The organism is Bacillus sp. SKDU12 (assembly GCF_010093085.1).
GTDB lineage: Bacteria > Bacillota > Bacilli > Bacillales > Bacillaceae > Bacillus > Bacillus mexicanus.
In genome coordinates this window covers 113,395-132,531 of sequence record NZ_MSRC01000010.1, presented here as the reverse complement: position 1 = coordinate 132,531, position 19,137 = coordinate 113,395, and the positions used below count along the sequence as shown (strand labels likewise).

Sequence of the window (19,137 nt, the reverse complement as noted above, 5' to 3'; positions counted from 1 at the left end):
GGAGGCTATCCGGGGTCCGGTATGTATGGAGGCTACCCGGGATCCGGCATGTATGGAGGCGCCGGCGTCTATCCAGGATCGGGCGCATACGGGGGATCCGGCGGTTATCCAGGCGGCGGATATGCGGGCTCAACGGGGGCTGTAAGTTATCCGAGCATGCATCATGAGAACGGTGGACATCACCATCATCATGGTGGAAAAGATAATCATCATCACCATGTTGGAAAGGAAAACCACCATCATCATCATGATGGTCACTATGACCACCATCACCACCATATGGGCCATTGGGGAAAATAAGTCTATAAATAAAAATGATAAAAAGAGGACACTCTTGCTGATCAAGAGTGTTTTTTTAATATTTTTATTACATGAGTTGATGATTATTTGGGAAGGAACAAAGAATTTGATCTGCGCTTGTTCTGCATAGAGTGATAAAAGTTTTTTGGGGAATATGGCTACGAAGGTACGCACTTCAGGAGCTGCTTCTCCTTTCAGAATTGCGCGCCAAAGTTTGTGTGATGCGAAGCGTGATTTGTTTTGGTCAGCCGTGAAAACGTACCTTGAGGGGAAAACGGAGGTGATTGAAAGGAAGCTATCCGTGATATTTTTCTGGTGAGTGTCAAGGTCCTTAGAGATTAGGAACGTGAGGAGGATCATCCGCCTGTATCTTTTATAAAGCTTTTTGAGTACATCCATGAACATGCCGAATACTTCCAAGTGATGCTGAGCGACAGGGGGCGGCCTCAATTCAGAAGCCTTATGGCGGATTTCGTTCAGACATGAGTTTACGAGGAATTGCTTTCATCAATTGAGGAGTCAGAGAGCACGATGCAGGTTTCGAAAGAGATACTCGTCAGCTATATCACGTCCGCCCATATCGGGGTTATTTGTTCCTGGCTGGAGAGAGGCATGAAGTACAGCACGCTGTTTATGGCGAATCAATTAACACGTTTAACGCTGCTGGTACCGCTTCGTATCACGGGGATCGAGGAACAGATTAAGCTTCCTTATTAACGCTTTCAGTCATAATCATTCCTCCTGTCTCATACCTATTAAGGTCATTGTTTTTGAGAAAGGAGGAGCCGGAATGAAGGATATGCAGCCGTTTACGCCAGTCAAATCATACACGCCCTTTCACAGCCGTTTTGACCCTTGTCCGCCTATAGGGAAGAAGTATTACAGAACGCCGCCCAATCTCTATATGGCCTTTCAGCCTGAGCATATGCAACAGTTTTCGCCAATGGAGGCTTTAAGGAAAGGAACCCTTTGGAAGGACCTCTATGATTTTTATGAAAACCCTTATCGAGGGGGAGACGTACATGGCAAAAAAGGTTGATGCCGAATATTACCGTCAGCTTGAGCAAATTCAGGCCGCTGATTTTGTGCTTGTTGAGCTGAGCCTTTATTTAGATACACATCCTCATGATGAAGATGCGCTGAAGCAATTCAATCAATATTCCGGCTATTCAAGGCACTTAAAAAGGCAATTCGAATCCGTTTACGGACCGCTTTTTCAGTTTGGCACAAGTCCAGCGGGCAAGGATTGGGATTGGAAACAAGGGCCGTGGCCGTGGCAAGTATAAGGAGGAATGCCTGAATGTGGGTGTATGAAAAGAAGCTGCAATACCCAGTCAAGGTCAGTACGTGCAATCCGACGCTGGCGAAGTATTTGATTGAGCAGTATGGCGGAGCGGACGGAGAGCTGGCCGCCGCTCTTCGTTATTTGAATCAGCGGTACACGATTCCTGATAAGGTCATCGGCCTTTTAACGGATATTGGCACAGAGGAGTTTGCCCATTTGGAAATGATTGCGACCATGGTCTATAAACTGACGAAAGACGCCACGCCGGAGCAGCTGCGTGAAGCGGGGCTTGGCGATCATTACGTCAATCACGACAGTGCGCTTTTTTATCAAAATGCGTCAGGTGTGCCGTTTACAGCGAGCTATATTCAGGCGAAGGGTGATCCGATTGCCGATTTATATGAAGACATTGCAGCAGAAGAAAAAGCGAGGGCGACGTATCAATGGCTGATTGATATTTCGGATGATCCTGATTTGAATGATTCCCTTCGTTTTTTGCGTGAACGTGAAATTGTGCATTCTATGCGTTTCAGAGAAGCGGTTGAGATTTTAAAAGAAGAGCGGGATAAAAAGAAGATTTTCTAATGGGCAGATAGGCCTCTCTTTCATACACTCCTTTTACATACAGAGAAAATGACTGTTTTTGCTGTTTGGTCTGCATTATAATCAAGGTGTGTGCAAGCTTACTTTTTGATTGGGAGGCCTTTATGTCACCTTTTAAGATTACGAACGAAACACTAGCTGATGGAATCCGCGCTTATCCGGCCGAATATGAGGATGCGGGATCGATTACAGGGTTGCTCGTCCGAACGGCTGAATGGCTCCGGGATCGGGGTTCCACCCAATGGAGCGGGCTGCTGGAAGGACACGATACACATAATATCGCAGGTTCGATTGAAAAAGGACATGTGTTTGTGTTTAAAAAAGATGATGAGCTTGCGGCTGTCGTGATGCTGCTCCCAGAACCGAGTGAGTGGGACAGAAAGCTTTGGGGAGAAGATGGACATGCAGGTTCCATTTATTTGCACCGTCTTGCAGTCAGCCGCCGGCTTGCAGGACAGGGGCTTGGCGCGCGGGTTCTTCAATGGGCAGAGACGGGTGTACACTTCCCGGGGAAAACACAGATCAGGCTTGACTGTGTTGCTGATAATGATGCCTTGCATTCCTTTTATCGGCGTATGGGCTATGAATTCATGGGTGCTGATGCATCCGGATATCATTTATTTGAGAAAGAGCTTGCGGCAGAATAAGCGTCCTTTGCAGGAGGCTTTTTTGTCTTTTTCTAAAAGGGAAAGCAGGAGATATGGTGACCGTGCCGTCTTGTCTGTTCGCTGGCGCATCTGTTTTTCACGGAAGAAATTTTCTGATAGGAAGCGGCTGGGATGGTTGTTCTTGGTGTGCTTGCGATCTGGTGCAGTCTCAGGTATGTATGCGGCTGGAAAGGAATGAGCCCGAGAACGTTTGGACTCAATGTCATTTCCGGTTATTTGATTGAAAGGATTATCAGACGATGCTGGGGAAGAATAGGAGATACTGCTGCCTCTCGTGATGTTGAATGTTTCGAGGGGACAGCAAGTGTTTTTTAAAAGGATGAATACATAGAACTTTAAATAAATGATTCGCTTTTCATGATTGAGCGGCCAAAGGGGAGCTTTTTCGGTTTAGAAAAGAAACCGTTGACTATACTGATAGTATTATCAAGAAGTAGGTGTTATCAATATGGGAAATTATTTAAGTGTAGCAGTGGAGCTGGTATGCGGTTTAGGAATTTTATTTATCATTTTAAAACTTCTCGGAAAAACGCAATTTTCTCAAATTACGCCGTTTGACTTTATTTCTGCATTAATTTTAGGGGAATTGGTCGGAAATGCTGTGTACGATCAGGAAATTAAGATAAAAATCATTATATTTGCTTCACTGCTGTGGGGCGTGCTGATTTATCTCATTGAATTTGTCACACAAAAAATAAAATCATCGCGAAAGTTCTTGGAGGGTGAGCCGAATATCGTCATTCGCAAAGGAGTGCTTCAATATAAAGTAATGGAGAAAAACAAGATGGATATTAACCAGCTGCAAAGTCTTCTGAGGCAAGTGGGGAGCTTCTCGATACAAGAAGTCGAATATGCGATTCTTGAAACAAACGGGATGGTCAGTGTACTTCCAAAATCCGACTTTGACAAACCGACAAATAAAGATTTGCAGGTTCCTTCGAAGTCCGTCTCATTGCCGATCACTTTGATCATAGACGGAGAGATCATCCGGGATAATCTGAAGGAAGCGGGTGTGGATGAGCAGTGGCTTACGGAAGAATTGAAAAAGAAGAACGTTGGTAAGGCGGAGGATGTGTTATTTGCGGAATGGAACAAAAATAAGCCGCTGTATACCGTCACATATGAAGAAAGCAGAGCGACATAATTTTCATATAAAAAGCTTGCTGCGAGGCGCAAGCTTTTTATTGTTTGCATGTCTTATTATTTGACAGCTCGTACATGGCTTGCGTTAAACTCATTGGATAGTCCGCCGCGATATCAAACCCGCCTTTTCTTCCCCAAATTGCTTTTCTGCTGGTCTTCATCAACATATACAGCAACCGTGCCAATTGTTTGATCATAGGTAAACTTAGCCAAAACAACATCAGCCGGTAAATCCGGCTGATGTTTGATTAAAATGAGCAACTCACAACATCGATCAGATTTGTGTCTAAAGCGAAATAAACCCAGCGGCGCTGTGATGCATTCCAATAAAAGCCGCCGACCGATCTTCTGCCAAGAACGATTGGATAGAACCAAAATGATCTTCCGTTAGTTAACCAAACATAGGTGAATCGGAAGAGGCAAGGCCGAATGGTGACGGGTTCAACTAAAAAAACGGCTCCTTGAGCACCCTGCGGTTTTGGTGGTTTTGCTGGTATTTGGGAAGGCGGAGGTCCTTGCGGAGCACCGCCGCCCATACCTGGCATGGTGCTGCCCCCAGGCATAGCACTGCCGCCAGACCATGGGAAACCATCTGGATAACGATATTCATATTCAAAAACAGGCCAAGGTTCATAAAAATGCCCGGCAAACATATAAGGATCAACATAATACATGTCATAACGTCCTTTCTCTTGTAAACTATACATTTGCAGTGTATGTGAGCGGACGTTTTTGGTGCATTCGCCTATGGATGAAATTGGAATGCGTTCCCGGTGCAGATTTATTTGATTTTTTTCTAGTCTCATTCCCAAATCCGATTTATAATTTTATAATAAAAGAGCTTCTACTATGAAAAAGGAGACAGACCGTGAATATCGATCAATTATTATATCAATATATTATAGACAATACTGCAAGGATTACCGAGAAATGGTTCAGTTTGCGATGTCAGCTGAAAGGCGAGCTTTATTCAGCCGACAATTTAAGTGCAGAAACGAAAAAGCTTTTAACCGAGCAGCATACGTTTACCAATATCACAATTGCAAGCGCGTTCTTGGAGGATCAAAATGAGTTTCAAGAAAATATGACAAAATGGGCGCAAATCGTTGCGAAAAACAGGGTGGAGCAAGATGTACAGGTCCATGAAGTTGTAGAAGCGATGGCAAACTCAAGAATCTCGTTCTGGGAGGCAGTCGCTGCGTTTATAAAAGAGAATCAGGATCTTGTCACAAACGAGGATGCCGAACGATGGAACCGCATTGTGAATCAATCGTTTGATAAGCTGATTATTGAATTTTCCGAGCGGTATCAAAAATTTATGATGATGAGGCTCACATCGCAGCAGGAACTGATTTCTGAGCTGGGCTGCCCGGTGATTTCTATTGCGGACGGTATCGGGATATTGCCGCTTATCGGCTCAATTGATACGAAACGGGCGCAGGTTATTTTAGAAACAGTGCCGGCCAGCTGTATCGAGAAAAAAATTACAAGCCTTGTCGTTGATCTTTCGGGTGTTGCAATCGTGGATACCATGGTGGCGCACCAATTATACAACCTGTCAAAAACGCTTTTCTTATTAGGGATCAAAGCTGTGTCTTCAGGGATTCGTCCAGATGTGGCTCAGACATCGGTTCAATTGGGGCTTGACTTCCGGGAATATGAAACGTACGGCACGCTGAAGCAGGCATTAGAAAACATGGGCGTCCGCTGTATTGTTGAGAAGCTCGAAGAAAATAAATAAGGCGATAAACCAGGCATATGATTGTCCGTTATCGGATGATCATATGCCTTTTTGATTTGAATAGAAATCGTCTTGATTTATTAAAAAAAACATAATATTATAATTCTTATAAGAATACTGTGAATTAAACATATTTAACAAGGGGGAAGGTCTTTTGGTTTCAAAATCAACGATTGATTCAGAGGTCATTGAAAAAATAATCAGCTCGCTGGAAACGCTCGATTTCGGCACTGTGCAAATCACGGTTCATGATTCTCAAATTACCCAAATTGAAAAAATAGAAAAGCACCGTTTTTCGCTGAAAAGAAAAGAATCAAAGTGAATGCTTCAGGGTGTTTGTTTTATTAAATTCTCCTTAAAAACATTACATATTTCATCCAATTTTTATATAATAGACCTTTAAGATTATTTTTTAGGAGGATTTTTGACATGCAAGCTACAGTTCATGAGAATAAGCAATCGATCATGCAGCGAATTTTGACAGTTTTTGTTTTCACACTGCTGATCGCGACTGTCGGGCTTTTTATCGGCCAATTTGTTCCTGTCGCTTTGATGCTGCCGCTTTCTATTCTTGAAGTGGGCATGATTATTCTGGCCTTCTGGATGCGCAGAAAAAAAGCGGTTGGATATGCGTTTGTATTTACATTCGCCTTTATTTCCGGTATTACTTTATTTCCGATCGTCAGCCACTACGCTTCCATCGCCGGCGCCTATGTCGTGCTTGAAGCCTTTGGCTCTACATTTGTCATTTTTGCCGTTCTGGGCACAATCGGCGCAAAAATGAAGAAGGATTTATCCTTCCTGTGGTCATTTTTGCTGGTAGCCGTGCTCGGATTAATAGTCGTTGGCATCTTCAATATTTTCAGTCCGTTAAACTCAGCGGCAATGATGGCGTATTCCGTGATCGGGACCATCGTCTTTTCCCTTTACATTTTGTATGATCTGAACCAAATTAAACACCGCCATATTACGGAAGACTTAATTCCGGTTATGGCATTATCACTGTATCTTGACTTTATCAACCTGTTCATCAATCTGCTTCGCTTCTTCGGCATCTTAAGCAGTGATGATTAATCAGAGAGCGCCTGTCATTGGATAGGCGCTTTTTTTATATTTTACTTATGGTACAGCGGGGAGCGGATTGGAGAGCAGGGAGATGAGACACGAAAAGCCCAGAATCAATTCTGGACTTTTTTACTCTTACTCTGTTTTATTCCGAATCCGCTCAATCACCTCATGCAGCCCCTCAGGCTTATAAAATTCCACCGGAGAACTGCCTTTTTCAAACGAAATCGTCTCGGCTTCAATCAGCGCAACATAACGTCCGTTCACTTTTGCGAGATGAATTGAATCGCCAAAATCCGCCAGCAATCCTTTAATCTCGGTTTCTCCCACCTTCATTTTCAGCTGGGCCTCTGGTGTGTGCTCGATGATTTGAGCGGAGGCTTCAATCACTTGGTGGGTATCGAGGCGCTCTTGAATCTCTCGTTTTTCGCTGGCTTCCCAAATCTCAATATCCTGTTCAAACTGCTTGAGCTCTTCACTGTTGTCTTCAAATGTCTCGTAGACGTGCTCCTGCACCATGTTCATAACCTGGTTTTTCATGATTTCCGGCATTGATTCCCCGTATTCAACGAATTTCAAAAAGTCCTCGAAATAGCGTGCATGTGAGGACTGGTGGATTTTCAGCTCGCCTTCCTCAATCATTCCTTCCTCCGGCATGTACGGATATTGAATGCTTTTCATATTTTTTGTCGTGATCGCCATTTCGACTTTTTTAATGAGAGAAGAAGCGTCTGAGATACGGGCGACTTTCGGCTCAAAATCACATTTCATAATAAAGACAAATGACTCGTCGAAGTATTTTTTCGGTACGGCGGAAGCGACGAGGAACACGCCGCCGCGGACTGCGCTCGTGTCGAGGTACGTGCCGACAAACTGTTCACTCAGATCGTTAAAGTCCTCTTTTGTTTCCGCAAGACGCGCGCGGTTGAACATGTTGTAGTTCGGATTGGAATCAAGATCGTGACCGGGCTCGACGATAAAATGGCCGATTTTCGTCGGCACCTGCTCGGACTGCGGATGGCGGTCGGCTTTCCGTTTGACAATTTTTTTCAGCTCTCCGTCGAGAAAGTCCTTCAGCTCGCTTTCTTCAAATTCACCTGTATCAAGGGTTTGGAAATGCTTGAACTGCTTGTTCGCCTGCTCATCCTTGCCTTCCACCTGTATGACATAAAAGGATAAAAATCGAATTTCAAAATCCATATATAAAATCACCTTATTCGCGTATTGTACAGCTTCTCAAGTATAGAAAAAACGATGATTGATCGTCAATCAGAGAATGGGGATGATGCCATGCCCTTTTAAAAAATGGTGATTGTATAAAATGTTTGTGCATACAATAACCTCAGTCCAGCCCAAAAGGCAGGCTGTCTGCAAAACATATTTTTCGTTTTTGCTAGTTTATGTTATTCTTATACTCGGTATCTATTTCTTTTTTCCATGGTACACATGACAAAAGAACCCCTTTTTTTATTTTTTGAGAAAAAATGTGAAACGAAATGAAGGCTTCTTTCGTCAAGTGTTTGGTTTGAAATGGATGTAATAAAAAGGTATGGTGCAAAACATAAATATTCCGGTTTGCCGCGGTGTGTTTATTTGTTGTGTGATGCCTTGATGTTGTTTGGAAAGAAGGAATTGGAAGACAGGATAAAGAGCAGGTAAATATGAACGAAGAACTTAAAGTGTTTAAGAAAGTAGAGGTTGCCATGAAGAAACTTTTTTCTTACAAACTTAGCTTTTTTGTGCTGGCTGTTATACTGTTTTGGGCAAAAACGTATTTATCCTACAAGACTGAATTTAATCTTGGGGTAAAAGGCACAACCCAGGAGATCCTCCTGATATTTAACCCATTCTCAAGCGCCATTTTCTTTTTAGGACTGGCTTTGCTTGTAAAAGGGCGCAAATCAGCTATTATCATGCTGATTATCGATTTCATCATGACATTTGTGTTATACGCAAATATTTTGTTCTATCGTTTCTTTGACGATTTCTTAACATTCCCGAACATCAAACAGTCCGGCAACGTCGGAAACATGGGAGACGGGATTTTCAGTATTATGGCCGGACATGATATTTTCTATTTCTTGGATATCATCATTCTGGTTGCGGTATTGATTTGGAGACCTGAATTAAAAGAATACAAAATGAAAAAACGCTTTGCATCCTTAGTGATTCTTTCTGGGATTGCACTGTTTTTTATCAACCTGCACTTTGCGGAAAAAGATCGTCCGGAGCTGCTGACAAGAACATTTGACCGCAATTATATTGTGAAATATTTAGGTCTTTACAATTACACCATTTATGACGGTGTTCAGACGGCTCAAACGGAAACGCAAAGAGCCTATGCGAGCAGTGATGATTTAACAAGCGTTGAGAATTATACGACGTCTCATTATGCGAAACCGAATGCCGAGTATTTCGGTTCTGCAAAAGGAAAAAACATCATTAAGATTCACCTGGAAAGCTTCCAGTCATTTCTGATTGATTACAAGCTGAACGGTGAAGAGGTGACGCCGTTCTTGAATAAACTCGCACACGGCGGGGAAGATACAACGTATTTTGATAACTTCTTCCACCAGACAGGCCAGGGAAAAACATCGGATGCCGAACTGACAATGGATAACTCGATCTTCGGGCTCCCTGAAGGTTCCGCGTTTGTGACAAAAGGCGAAAACACATACCAGTCACTCCCGGCGATTTTAGACCAGAAGGAAGGCTACACAAGCGCTGTCCTGCATGGTGACTACAAATCGTTCTGGAACCGTGACCAGATTTACAAACATATCGGTTATGACAAATTCTTTGATGCAAGCACGTATGATATGTCAGATGAAAATGTCATTAACATGGGACTTAAGGATAAACCGTTCTTTACAGAATCGATTCCAAAACTGGAGTCTCTGAAAAAACCGTTTTACGCACATTTGATTACATTAACAAACCATTATCCGTTTAACTTGGATGAAGAAGACGCATCCATTAAGAAAGCGACAACGGGCGATAACACAGTTGACAGCTACTTCCAAACAGCCCGTTATCTTGATGAGTCTCTTGAGCAATTCTTTAAGGAACTGAAGAAAGCCGGTCTGTATGACAACTCAGTTATCATGATTTACGGTGACCATAATGGTATTTCTGAAAACCATAACCGTGCGATGAAAGAGATTCTTGGAAAAGAGATCACAGGTTATCAAAATGCGCAGAACCAGCGTGTGCCGCTGATGATCCGCGTTCCTGGCAAAAAAGGCGGAGTGAACCATACGTATGGCGGCGAAGTTGACGTCATGCCGACACTTCTGCACTTACAAGGAATTGATTCTCAGAAGTATATCAACTTTGGTACTGATTTATTCTCTAAAGACCACGATGATACAGTGGCATTTAGAAACGGAGATTTCGTGACGCCGAAGTACACATCTGTCGACAATATCATTTACGATACGAAGACTGGTAACAAACTGAAAGCGAATGAAGAAACGAAGAATCTGAAAACAAGAGTGAACCAGCAGCTGAGTCTGTCAGACAGTGTCCTGTATAAAGACTTACTGAGGTTCCATAAACTCAGCGATTTCAAAGCCGTTGATCCGTCTAACTATCATTACGGCAGGGAAAAAGAAATCAAATAGTAAGACTGAAAGAGCCATGAGCGGGCACATTGCCTTCGCTCATGGCTCTTTTTTTGGTTATATCACCAACTTGAAAAAATAGATTCCATTTAATCACCAATGCCCTCTGCCTCTCATATCATTACAGTAGATTTTGAAACCGGTATTGAAGTGGACAAATTATCAGGGATACTCTTGATAGATTGTAAGGATGTACCGGGTTTCGAACTCAATATTCATAGAGATGAGGGGTAGAGATGAAAGCGGTCATTCTCTGCGGCGGAAAAGGAACGAGAATGAGCGAAGTCACAAATGACATTCCTAAACCGCTCGCCATGATAGGCGGAAAACCGATTCTATGGCATATTATGAAAATCTATCAGTACTACGGAGTAAACGAGTTTATTCTGCTTTTGGGTTATAAAGGAGAAAAAATCAAAGAATACTTTCTCGATTATGAATGGAAGCACAACAGCCTGACGCTCGACAGCTCTACAGGAGAGGTGCAGATACTTGGAAAGCCTGAAACGTGGAAAATAACGTTGCTGGAGACAGGGGAAGACACACTGACAGCGGGAAGAATCTTGCAGGCAAAAGATTATATCGGTGATGAACCGTTTCTGCTCACCTATGGAGACGGGCTGGCCAATATTAATCTTTTCCATCTCATCAGCTATCATCAGGAAAAAGGTGCTGCCGCGACGGTCACCGGTATTGAAAAGGTTTCGCAATTCGGCACCTTGACGGTTGAGGAAGGCATGGCGAAAACATTTTCTGAAAAGACATCAAGTGACGGAATCATTAACGGCGGATTCTTTGTTCTCAGTCCTAAGGTTTTCGATTATTTGCCAAAGGACGGGAATATGATGTTCGAAGATGAACCGCTGAAGAACCTTGCCAAAGACGGAGAACTTGCCGTGTACCGTCATTACGGATTTTGGACGGCCATCGATACGTATAAAAATCTTTTAGAAGTCAACAAAATGTGGGATCACGGACAACAAGCATGGAAGGTATGGTGAACTGATTTGAGTTTTTGGAAAAATAAAAACGTGTTTGTTACGGGGTGTACAGGTCTTTTAGGAAGTTATTTGGTGAAAGAACTGATCGAACAGGGAGCGAATGTTACAGGGCTTGTTAGAGATCATGTGCCTCAATCCAACCTTTATCAGGGTGAACATATTAAGAAAATGAACATTGTGCGGGGCTCACTTGAAGACATGGCTGTGATGGAACGCGCGCTTGGCGAATATGAAATTGACACAGTTTTTCACCTCGCTGCTCAAGCAATTGTCGGTGTGGCGAACCGCAACCCGATTTCTACATTTGAAGCGAATATCCTTGGCACGTGGAATATTCTTGAAGCCTGCCGGAAGCATCCATTAATAAAACGGGTGATTGTGGCTTCAAGTGATAAAGCTTACGGGGATCAAGAAAACCTGCCGTACGATGAGAATATGCCGCTGCAAGGCAAGCATCCGTACGATGTCTCGAAAAGCTGCGCAGATCTGATCAGCCACACGTATTTTCACACGTACGGTCTGCCGGTCTGTATCACGCGCTGCGGGAACCTGTACGGCGGCGGGGACTTGAATTTCAACCGCATCATTCCACAGACGATCCAGCTTGTGCTGAATGGGGAAGCACCGGAAATCCGCAGCGACGGTACCTTTGTCCGTGACTACTTTTATATTGAAGACGCCGTTCAGGCTTATTTGCTTCTGGCAGAAAAAATGGAAGAAAACAACCTTGCCGGAGAGGCTTTTAATTTCAGCAATGAGATTCAGCTGACCGTACTTGAACTGGTAGAAAAAATCATGAAGAAAATGAACAGTAATCTGAAGCCGAAGGTGCTGAATCAGGGAAGCAATGAAATCAAACATCAATATTTATCCGCGGAAAAAGCAAGAAAGCTGCTGAATTGGACACCGGCCTACACGATTGATGAAGGACTTGAAAAAACGATTGAGTGGTATACAGAATTCTTCAAAAAGTAACGTGAAACGAGGTGAACTTGACTGTGACCAGCGCCTATTGCACCGTTTTATCAAAAGGGAGATTATATCAGGCAGTCGCCTTATTTGAGTCGTTAGAGCAAGTTGACCAAGACAGCCCTATTTTTACGCTGTGCATGGATGAAGATACACACCGCGTCTTACAGAAACTGAAGATGAAACAGCTGCATCTGGTGCCAGTGGCCGCTCTTGAGAATGAAATGCTTCTGAAGCTGAAGGAAACGAGGAACCAAAGCGAGTACTGCTGGACGATGAAGCCGATCTTTTTGCAGGCGGTGCTGAACAGCAATCCTGAGCTGGAGCGTGTAACGTATATTGACGGGGATCTCTTTTTCTATGCTGACCCGGCGCCGATCTTTGAAAACCAGCCCGACTGCTCGGTTCTGCTTTCACGGGGGGATATCGTTATCCCTTCCTTTGAAAAAGAGCAGATTGCCATGCTGCAGCGGCTTTTAGGCAAATATAACTCCGGCTTTATCAGCTTTAAGAATGATGATGCCGGTACTGATTGCTTAGAGTGGTGGAAGGAGCGCTGTCTTGAGGAATGCAAAAATGCTCCGGGTGAAGGGAAGTTCGGTGATCAGGGGTATTTGGATTATATGTCTAAGCTGTTTCCCAATGTGTGTGATATTACGACACCTGGTGTAAACATCGGACACTGGAATTACGGGCAGCATACATTTTCATGGGAGGATGGCCAGATCGTGCTGGAGGATGGCAGCCCGCTGATTTTTTACCATTTCAGCGGATACCGAATTGTCAGTCTCAATGAAATGAAACAGATTCATGAAACAACCCGCACAGATCTGCCGTTTGTGCATGAGCTGTATCAAGAGACGCTGACGCATATTATTCAGCACATCAAAACGTTAGACTGTGCATTTAACGGTTTTGCTTCAAAAGATGACAACAAATAAATAGTAAATACAGGAAGTGAAATGAAATGAAAGCAAGCGTTATTATTCCTGCATATAATTCAAAGGAGCGTCTGTATAACAGCCTTTTGTCATTAAACCAGCAGGAGTGTGATGAAACTTTTGAAGTCATTGTAGCGGACAATGGCTCTGAAGATGGGACGCTCTCGATGCTTGAGTCATTTCAAGCGAATTTTCCGCTTACGATTGTCCGCATTGAACAAAACAGAGGAATCGCTTATGGGCGAAACCAAGCGATTCGTAAAGCGAAAGGCGACATCCTGATTTTTCATGATAGTGATATGCTTGCTGAAAAGGAACATGTGGCGAAGCATATTCAAGCACATGAGAGCGGGGAGAAGCTTGTCGTGTGCGGTTTGTTTTGGAAACGGATCTACAGCTTTTATTATGAGAATTTTGAAGAAGAAAATAAAAAACAAATCGCAGAACAGTTTGGGGCTGTTCCGTCAAAAGACAAACAGAGGCTTTTACAGCAATCGGATATTAAGAGCGGAGCATTTCTAGAAAAAAGCTATGATCTTGATATTGACTTCGTTCAAGTGCTGAAAAAAGTACTGGAACATTACGGTGATGATTTGAACGGATATCATATGCCGTGGCGTTTTTTTATCACAAACAATTCATCGGTCAAAAGAAAACATGTGGAGGATGTTGGATTATTTGATGAAGGCATTGTGAAGTATGGCTTTGAGGATTATGATCTAGGCATTAAGCTGCATAAGGCTGGGATGGTATTTAAAATACGGCGTGATATTATAAGTGTCCATCAGGAGCACCCGAGCAATTCGTCAATTGACGATATCCGAACGAATATTGCGTATATGTGTGATAAGTATAATGATATTTATTCAATGGATGTGCACTTGGTTTTCAATGGACCTTTTTATCCTATCATGACCAACAATATTATGGGGGATATTCAAACACTTCATCAGCACCCCCAGTATGCTTATTTGCTGGAGGAATTTTTGAAACTGCTTCAAATTGTAAGATATCGCAATTTAAATCCTGACTGGCATGAGAAGGGGACGGAAGTTACAGTAACCGACTTTGATGCCAATCGAGTCAAAACGCTTCTTTATGACGCAAAACAGAGGATTGGCATTCATGACTTTGTTATTGCGTTAACGATGCTTGCTTCTGATTTATTGCAGATCGATCTTAAATAAATGGATGTGGTATGATGAGTAAGTTTCATTTTTCAACACTTGTATCGAGAACGCATGTTTTTAAGCTGCAGCCTTTGATTCAGTCACTTCATGAGTCATGCAGTGATTTTCATCTATATGTGCTTTGTGTTGATCCTAAAGCCTATGAGCTGCTTCAGTACCCCGAATGGGAGCATGTGACCCTTGTTCAGTTGTATGAGGTAGAAACACCTGAGCTGCTCGAAGCCAAAAACAATAGAACCTTTCACGAGTATTGCTGGACCTTGAAGCCTGCTTTTTTGTTCCATGTCATGACGAATTGGGATGATGCTGAATATTTTGCCCATATGGATACGGACTTGTTTTTCTTCTCTGATCCAGAACTGATTTTTGCTGAAAACCCAAACGCTTCTTTATTTCTGACAGATCACAATAATTCCAAGCGGTTTATGTCTTATTATGAACGCACTGGCCGTTTTAACACTGGATTTGTCGGAACGCGAAATGTCAGGGAAGCATATGAAGCTGTTTGGCAGTGGAGACAGGAGTGTATCAGCTATTGTACAGTTGATATGGATGCAGAGCGCAAAACATATGGGGATCAAAGATATGTGGAAAAGTGGCCGGAGCAATTTGAGCACGTTCATATCATTAAATCTATTGGGGTAAACACTGCTCTTTGGAATATAGAAAAATATAAAGTATCAAAACGGAATGGCAAAGTGTATGTCAATGAAAGTCCGCTGATCTTTTATCACTTTTCCGGTTTAACGTTAGTGACGGAAAATGAATTTAATCTTTGCTGGTTTTATCATATAGATGATGAAAACACAGTCGATTTAATCTATATGCCGTATATTTTGCAGCTGAAAAAATGGATTGACGACATTCAGTCAGCATTCCCAGATTTCGCGGACGGCTTTATCCCGAAGCATGCAGTGCCTGACACTCATTTTATACAGCTGGATTAAAAAAATCCCTGCCGCGGGCAGGGATTTTTTAGCTATGCCATTCTCTCAGCTTCTGGTCACTCGGCAGCAGGAAGGCAAGAATGCCGAGGACAGGGAGAAAGGCAATGGCAATCATCGTCGGGGTCAGCCCCGCCGAGTCAATTAGAGCGCCAAGCGCCACAGCGCCGATCGCACCCATTCCGAAGGCTAGCCCGACGGTCAAACCGGACATTGTGCCGATTTTTCCAGGGACAAGCTCCTGAGCGTAAACGACCGTTACGGAAAAGCTCGACATGAGAATTAAGCCGTTTAATGCCAGCACGCCATAGGCGAGCACCGGGCCGGCAAATGGAAGCAAAATCGCCAGCGGCGCCGAGCAAAGCAGCGAACAGAGGATCACGAAGCGTTTTCCGAAACGATCTGCAAGCGGGCCGCCGAGAAACGTGCCGGCAGCGCCGAACAGCAAAAAGACAAAGATATAGCTTTGTGCCTGCTGAATGCTTACGTGATATGTATTTATCGCGTAAAACGTGTAAAAGTTGCCGATTGCACTTGTATACCAAGACCGTGCAAAAATGAGAAATATAATAATGATAAGAGCAGATACAACAGACTTGGTGATGGCCGTATTTTCAGTTGGGTTCTTTTGTTTGCCTGACTTCTGGGCAAGGCTTCCGAGACGTGCGGCATACCATTTCGCGATATACAGCAGAAACATAACAGCGAGTGCGGCGACAAGTGTAAACCACACGGCACCGAATTGTCCGAGCGGCACAAGGATCAGCGCGGTGATCAGAGGCGCCATCGCCTGGCCGGAGTTACCGCCTACCTGATAGATCGACTGGGCGAGCCCGCGTTTTGTGCCGGCGGCCATATATGCTACACGGGAACCTTCTGGATGAAAAATGGCCGAGCCTAATCCAATGAAAAACACACAGCATAAAATCGTTACAAATGACGGGGCAAACGCAAGGCCCAATATGCCAAGCATGCTGGCGGTCAAGCCGATTGGCAGCGCATACGGCCGCGGCTGTTTATCGGTATACCAGCCGACGACAGGCTGCATGACAGATGAGACCATGTTTAATGTGAAAGCGATGACTCCGAGCTGTGTAAACGTCAGGCTCATAGAGCGTTCCAAAATAGGGAACATGGCCGGAATCACGGCTTGCAGCGAATCGTTGAGCATGTGGCAGATTCCGATAATAATCAAAATCGGATACACCGTAGTGCCGGGTTTGTGGGTTGTTTTTTCTTTTAGCGGGGCGGCGATAGCCAAATGAGTCTCCTCCTTACATACATAGCCAAAGAATATCCCTATATTATTCATAAGGTGAAGAATTTATCAAGAGGAAAAAAGCCTCTTCTAAAAAAACGCCGCCAGCATGATTAGCAGCTGACGGCGTGTTCGATATTCAATATGCGGCATAGCTCTTTAAGCTTACGAATTTCATAGGTGGGTGTGATCTCTGGCGCGTTCGGCTTCATATCAGGGTTTACCCAGCAAGTATCAAGTCCGGCGAGCTGTCCGCCTTTCATATCAGCTGTGAGTGAATCACCGATAATTAATGTGTGCTCTGCTGAAAATCGGGGAATCCGTGCAAACACGTAATCGAAATATTCCTTCATCGGTTTTTGAAAGCCTGTATCTTCAGAAACAAACATATCCTTGAAGAAAGAAAATAATCCTGAATCACGGAGACGCTTGTATTGCGTCTTAGATACGCCGTTTGTCACGATATACAGATCAAACTGATGATGCAGAGTTGAGATAAGCTCAAAGGCGCCGTCCATAAGCTCATGTCCTTCTTCAAGAAAGCTTCGGTATTTTTGCTCAAGCAAGGCGCCGTCCGCCTCATAGCCATTTTCCTTGAACAAAGCGGAAAAACGGGTGTTCACGACTTCATCTCGTGTAATCTTCCCTTCTTCAAAAGCTCTCCACAGGCCTTGATTGATTATGTTATACTGCTCCTTCATGTCAGCTGTTAAAGGAATGTTCTGATCTTCAAACAGCAAACGCAGCGCCAATGCTTCTGCCGCTTTAAAATCAAGGATGGTATCATCTATATCAAATAATAAAGTGCGGTAATGTGTCATCCGTTTGTCTCCCTTTCGGTATATGTACTCAAAGTATAGCACATGAAAAAAGAAAAAAGCCGGCGGGTAAGGCACCGCCAGCTGAAAAGGATTATTTGTTTAATAAGCTGTGTTTTCTTGCGTACAGGAAATAAACCATCGTTCCAACAGCGATCCAGATCACAAATGAAAGCCACGTGACACCGGGAAGGCTGTACATGAACCAAAGGCAGATGCCTGCGCTGATAATCGGCACAACCGGAACGAATGGCACTCTAAAGGAAGCTTTGACTTCCGGATATTTCTTTCTTAACACAATGACAGCGATTGAAATGATCGTAAACGCGGCCAATGTTCCCATGTTCACCAAATGGGCCAGCGTTCCAAGATTAATAAACCCAGCGATCCCCGCCGCAGCAATACCTGTCAGCCATGTGTTGCGGAACGGCGTTTTAAATGACGGATGGACCTTTGCGAACAATCCGGGCAGCAGGCCGTCTCTGCTCATGGCAAATGTCAAACGAACCTGAGCGTACAGCAAAGCGAGCATCACCGTTGTAATCCCGATAATGGCACCGACAGAGATTATGCCGGCAACAGCGTCCTGACCGACGAATTTCAGCGCAAAGGACACCGGATCACCGACATTCAATTTCGTATAAGGCATCATACCTGTCAGCACAAGCGATACCGTGATGTACAGAACGGTACAAACGGCAAGAGCCGAAATAATGCCGACCGGCATGTTTTTTTGCGGATTTTTCACTTCCTCTGAAGCATTAGAAACCGCATCAAACCCGAGATACGCGAAGAATACAGTTGCCGCGCTGACAATGACGCCTTTCATCCCAAACGGCATAAAAGGAGACCAGTTATCCGGTTTGACATAGCCGATTCCCACGATGATAAACAATAAAATGATCCCGATTTTCATCAATACGATGACATTGTTAAAGCGTGTACTTTCTTTGACGCCTCTGCTGACAATCGCAGTGATGAGGAGAATGATCAGTGCAGCCGGAAGATTAAACACGGCGCCCGGTGTGCTTCCCGGCGCTCCTGCCAATGCGGCCGGAATATGAAGGCTGAAGCCGGCAAGCAGTGATTGAAAGTAGGAAGACCAGCCGGTGGCAACCGCCGACAGTGCAATGACATATTCAAGCATAAGGTCCCATCCGATCAAAAAGGCGAGCAGCTCTCCGAGTGTTACATAGGAATATGAATACACGCTTCCTGAAATCGGAATCGAAGACGAAAACTCGGCATAGCAAAAGGCAGCGAGCGCACAGGCGAGCCCCGCTAAAATAAACGAGATGATGAGAGCGGGCCCTGCACCAGTTGCCGCCACTGTCCCTGTTATGACAAAAATCCCGGTACCGATTACACAGCCGATGCCAAGCAAGGTTAAATCAAATGCGCTTAACGTACGGGCGAGGCTATTTGACTTGCTTTGCGCGCTCAATGTGTCAAGCGGTTTTTTTCTAAATAATGAACTCATTAAAAGTTCCTCCTGGAGGATTCAGAATATCCTAATCGTTTTACGCAGTTCTTATTGTATTATATTGTCGGAATTTGGCGCGGTCAATCATATATTTTCTTACTTTAA

The 19,137-nt window shown here is 43.9% G+C and carries 21 protein-coding genes and 2 pseudogenes; 18 read left to right on the top strand and 5 right to left on the bottom strand.

The window, feature by feature from the left end; genetic code table 11:
- The 9 genes and pseudogenes from BTW01_RS10955 to BTW01_RS10920 form a co-directional block, all read left to right on the top strand.
- Positions 1-300 (top strand): hypothetical protein (locus BTW01_RS10955; RefSeq protein WP_202923601.1); only part of this gene is annotated, 300 nt, incomplete at its 5' end.
- A gap of 87 nt (positions 301-387) precedes the next feature.
- Positions 388-639 (top strand): annotated as a pseudogene (locus tag BTW01_RS18715) (TetR/AcrR family transcriptional regulator); the annotation flags it as partial.
- 36 nt (positions 640-675) lie between these two features.
- Positions 676-1,017: pseudogene (locus BTW01_RS10950) on the top strand (TetR-like C-terminal domain-containing protein).
- A gap of 73 nt (positions 1,018-1,090) precedes the next feature.
- A complete protein-coding gene (gene cotJA, locus BTW01_RS10945; protein ID WP_162103011.1) occupies positions 1,091-1,339 on the top strand; it encodes a spore coat-associated protein CotJA in 249 nt (82 codons plus the stop codon).
- Complete coding sequence (cotJB, locus tag BTW01_RS10940; RefSeq protein WP_162103010.1) at positions 1,323-1,586, top strand: spore coat protein CotJB; 264 nt, start codon at positions 1,323-1,325, stop codon at positions 1,584-1,586. Before cotJA ends, cotJB begins: the two co-directional genes overlap by 17 nt.
- 14 nt (positions 1,587-1,600) lie before the next feature.
- A complete protein-coding gene (gene cotJC / locus BTW01_RS10935; protein ID WP_162103009.1) occupies positions 1,601-2,170 on the top strand; it encodes a spore coat protein CotJC in 570 nt (189 codons plus the stop codon).
- A gap of 122 nt (positions 2,171-2,292) precedes the next feature.
- Complete coding sequence (locus BTW01_RS10930; protein ID WP_162103008.1) at positions 2,293-2,835, top strand: GNAT family N-acetyltransferase; 543 nt, start codon at positions 2,293-2,295, stop codon at positions 2,833-2,835.
- Positions 2,836-2,967: 132 nt separating this feature from the next.
- Positions 2,968-3,171, top strand: coding sequence for a hypothetical protein (locus tag BTW01_RS18290; protein WP_202923600.1), 204 nt, complete (start codon positions 2,968-2,970; stop codon positions 3,169-3,171).
- A 133-nt stretch (positions 3,172-3,304) separates the two neighbouring features.
- Positions 3,305-4,000 carry a YetF domain-containing protein gene (locus BTW01_RS10920; RefSeq protein WP_162103007.1) on the top strand — a complete coding sequence of 232 codons (696 nt, stop codon included), beginning with the start codon at positions 3,305-3,307 and terminating at the stop codon, positions 3,998-4,000.
- A gap of 247 nt (positions 4,001-4,247) precedes the next feature.
- Here BTW01_RS10920 and BTW01_RS10915 read toward each other — a convergent pair whose 3' ends face one another.
- On the bottom strand, positions 4,248-4,673 hold the full coding sequence (locus BTW01_RS10915; RefSeq protein WP_162103017.1) for a hypothetical protein: 426 nt from the start codon (positions 4,671-4,673) through the stop codon (positions 4,248-4,250).
- 194 nt (positions 4,674-4,867) lie between these two features.
- On the opposite strand from BTW01_RS10915, the gene BTW01_RS10910 reads away from it, so the two are divergent.
- From BTW01_RS10910 to BTW01_RS10900, 3 genes are all read left to right on the top strand, one after another.
- Positions 4,868-5,740 (top strand): STAS domain-containing protein, encoded by an 873-nt coding sequence (locus BTW01_RS10910; RefSeq protein WP_162103006.1) that lies wholly within the window; start codon positions 4,868-4,870, stop codon positions 5,738-5,740.
- Positions 5,741-5,894: 154 nt separating this feature from the next.
- Positions 5,895-6,062, top strand: a complete 168-nt coding sequence (locus BTW01_RS10905; RefSeq protein WP_162103005.1) for a YezD family protein — start codon at positions 5,895-5,897, stop codon at positions 6,060-6,062.
- Positions 6,063-6,169: 107 nt separating this feature from the next.
- A complete protein-coding gene (locus BTW01_RS10900) occupies positions 6,170-6,814 on the top strand; it encodes a Bax inhibitor-1/YccA family protein (RefSeq protein WP_162103004.1) in 645 nt (214 codons plus the stop codon).
- 126 nt (positions 6,815-6,940) lie between these two features.
- Here the strand turns inward: BTW01_RS10900 and BTW01_RS10895 are convergent, their stop codons facing one another.
- A complete protein-coding gene (locus BTW01_RS10895; protein ID WP_162103003.1) occupies positions 6,941-8,005 on the bottom strand; it encodes a DUF3900 domain-containing protein in 1,065 nt (354 codons plus the stop codon).
- Positions 8,006-8,508: 503 nt separating this feature from the next.
- Between BTW01_RS10895 and ltaS1 the strand changes: the two genes are divergently transcribed.
- The 6 genes from ltaS1 (at position 8,509) to BTW01_RS10865 (ending at position 15,476) form a co-directional block, all read left to right on the top strand.
- The gene (gene ltaS1 / locus BTW01_RS10890) at positions 8,509-10,428 is read left to right on the top strand and encodes a lipoteichoic acid synthase LtaS1 (protein WP_162103016.1); all 1,920 of its coding nucleotides are present in this window, start codon (positions 8,509-8,511) and stop codon (positions 10,426-10,428) included.
- A gap of 236 nt (positions 10,429-10,664) precedes the next feature.
- On the top strand, positions 10,665-11,429 hold the full coding sequence (locus BTW01_RS10885) for a glucose-1-phosphate cytidylyltransferase (protein ID WP_162103002.1): 765 nt from the start codon (positions 10,665-10,667) through the stop codon (positions 11,427-11,429).
- A 6-nt stretch (positions 11,430-11,435) separates the two neighbouring features.
- Complete coding sequence (locus BTW01_RS10880; protein ID WP_162103001.1) at positions 11,436-12,404, top strand: GDP-mannose 4,6-dehydratase; 969 nt, start codon at positions 11,436-11,438, stop codon at positions 12,402-12,404.
- A gap of 23 nt (positions 12,405-12,427) precedes the next feature.
- Positions 12,428-13,339 carry a putative nucleotide-diphospho-sugar transferase gene (locus BTW01_RS10875; protein ID WP_162103015.1) on the top strand — a complete coding sequence of 304 codons (912 nt, stop codon included), beginning with the start codon at positions 12,428-12,430 and terminating at the stop codon, positions 13,337-13,339.
- 26 nt (positions 13,340-13,365) lie between these two features.
- Positions 13,366-14,526, top strand: coding sequence for a glycosyltransferase family 2 protein (locus BTW01_RS10870; protein WP_162103000.1), 1,161 nt, complete (start codon positions 13,366-13,368; stop codon positions 14,524-14,526).
- A gap of 14 nt (positions 14,527-14,540) precedes the next feature.
- Positions 14,541-15,476: a hypothetical protein gene (locus BTW01_RS10865; protein ID WP_162102999.1), complete on the top strand. Its 936-nt coding sequence runs from the start codon at positions 14,541-14,543 to the stop codon at positions 15,474-15,476.
- A 28-nt stretch (positions 15,477-15,504) separates the two neighbouring features.
- Here the strand turns inward: BTW01_RS10865 and BTW01_RS10860 are convergent, their stop codons facing one another.
- The 3 genes from BTW01_RS10860 to BTW01_RS10850 form a co-directional block, all read right to left on the bottom strand.
- A complete protein-coding gene (locus BTW01_RS10860) occupies positions 15,505-16,734 on the bottom strand; it encodes an MFS transporter (protein WP_162102998.1) in 1,230 nt (409 codons plus the stop codon).
- A 110-nt stretch (positions 16,735-16,844) separates the two neighbouring features.
- Complete coding sequence (locus BTW01_RS10855; RefSeq protein WP_162102997.1) at positions 16,845-17,552, bottom strand: YjjG family noncanonical pyrimidine nucleotidase; 708 nt, start codon at positions 17,550-17,552, stop codon at positions 16,845-16,847.
- A gap of 91 nt (positions 17,553-17,643) precedes the next feature.
- Positions 17,644-19,029, bottom strand: coding sequence for an amino acid permease (locus BTW01_RS10850; RefSeq protein WP_162102996.1), 1,386 nt, complete (start codon positions 19,027-19,029; stop codon positions 17,644-17,646).
- Positions 19,030-19,137 lie beyond the last annotated feature (108 nt).

What these genes read in the sequence shown, in the direction of transcription:
- cotJA (WP_162103011.1), top strand. Translation starts at nt 1,091, where the DNA reads ATGAAGGATATGCAGCCGTTTACGCCAGTCAAATCATACACGCCCTTT.
- BTW01_RS10895 (WP_162103003.1), bottom strand. Translation starts at nt 8,005, where the DNA reads ATGGATTTTGAAATTCGATTTTTATCCTTTTATGTCATACAGGTGGAA.
- ltaS1 (WP_162103016.1), top strand. Translation starts at nt 8,509, where the DNA reads ATGAAGAAACTTTTTTCTTACAAACTTAGCTTTTTTGTGCTGGCTGTT.
- BTW01_RS10915 (WP_162103017.1), bottom strand. Translation starts at nt 4,673, where the DNA reads ATGTATTATGTTGATCCTTATATGTTTGCCGGGCATTTTTATGAACCT.
- BTW01_RS10865 (WP_162102999.1), top strand. Translation starts at nt 14,541, where the DNA reads ATGAGTAAGTTTCATTTTTCAACACTTGTATCGAGAACGCATGTTTTT.
- BTW01_RS10930 (WP_162103008.1), top strand. Translation starts at nt 2,293, where the DNA reads ATGTCACCTTTTAAGATTACGAACGAAACACTAGCTGATGGAATCCGC.
- BTW01_RS18290 (WP_202923600.1), top strand. Translation starts at nt 2,968, where the DNA reads ATGGTTGTTCTTGGTGTGCTTGCGATCTGGTGCAGTCTCAGGTATGTA.
- BTW01_RS10870 (WP_162103000.1), top strand. Translation starts at nt 13,366, where the DNA reads ATGAAAGCAAGCGTTATTATTCCTGCATATAATTCAAAGGAGCGTCTG.
- BTW01_RS10855 (WP_162102997.1), bottom strand. Translation starts at nt 17,552, where the DNA reads ATGACACATTACCGCACTTTATTATTTGATATAGATGATACCATCCTT.
- cotJC (WP_162103009.1), top strand. Translation starts at nt 1,601, where the DNA reads ATGTGGGTGTATGAAAAGAAGCTGCAATACCCAGTCAAGGTCAGTACG.
- cotJB (WP_162103010.1), top strand. Translation starts at nt 1,323, where the DNA reads ATGGCAAAAAAGGTTGATGCCGAATATTACCGTCAGCTTGAGCAAATT.
- BTW01_RS10920 (WP_162103007.1), top strand. Translation starts at nt 3,305, where the DNA reads ATGGGAAATTATTTAAGTGTAGCAGTGGAGCTGGTATGCGGTTTAGGA.
- BTW01_RS10850 (WP_162102996.1), bottom strand. Translation starts at nt 19,029, where the DNA reads ATGAGTTCATTATTTAGAAAAAAACCGCTTGACACATTGAGCGCGCAA.
- BTW01_RS10900 (WP_162103004.1), top strand. Translation starts at nt 6,170, where the DNA reads ATGCAAGCTACAGTTCATGAGAATAAGCAATCGATCATGCAGCGAATT.
- BTW01_RS10885 (WP_162103002.1), top strand. Translation starts at nt 10,665, where the DNA reads ATGAAAGCGGTCATTCTCTGCGGCGGAAAAGGAACGAGAATGAGCGAA.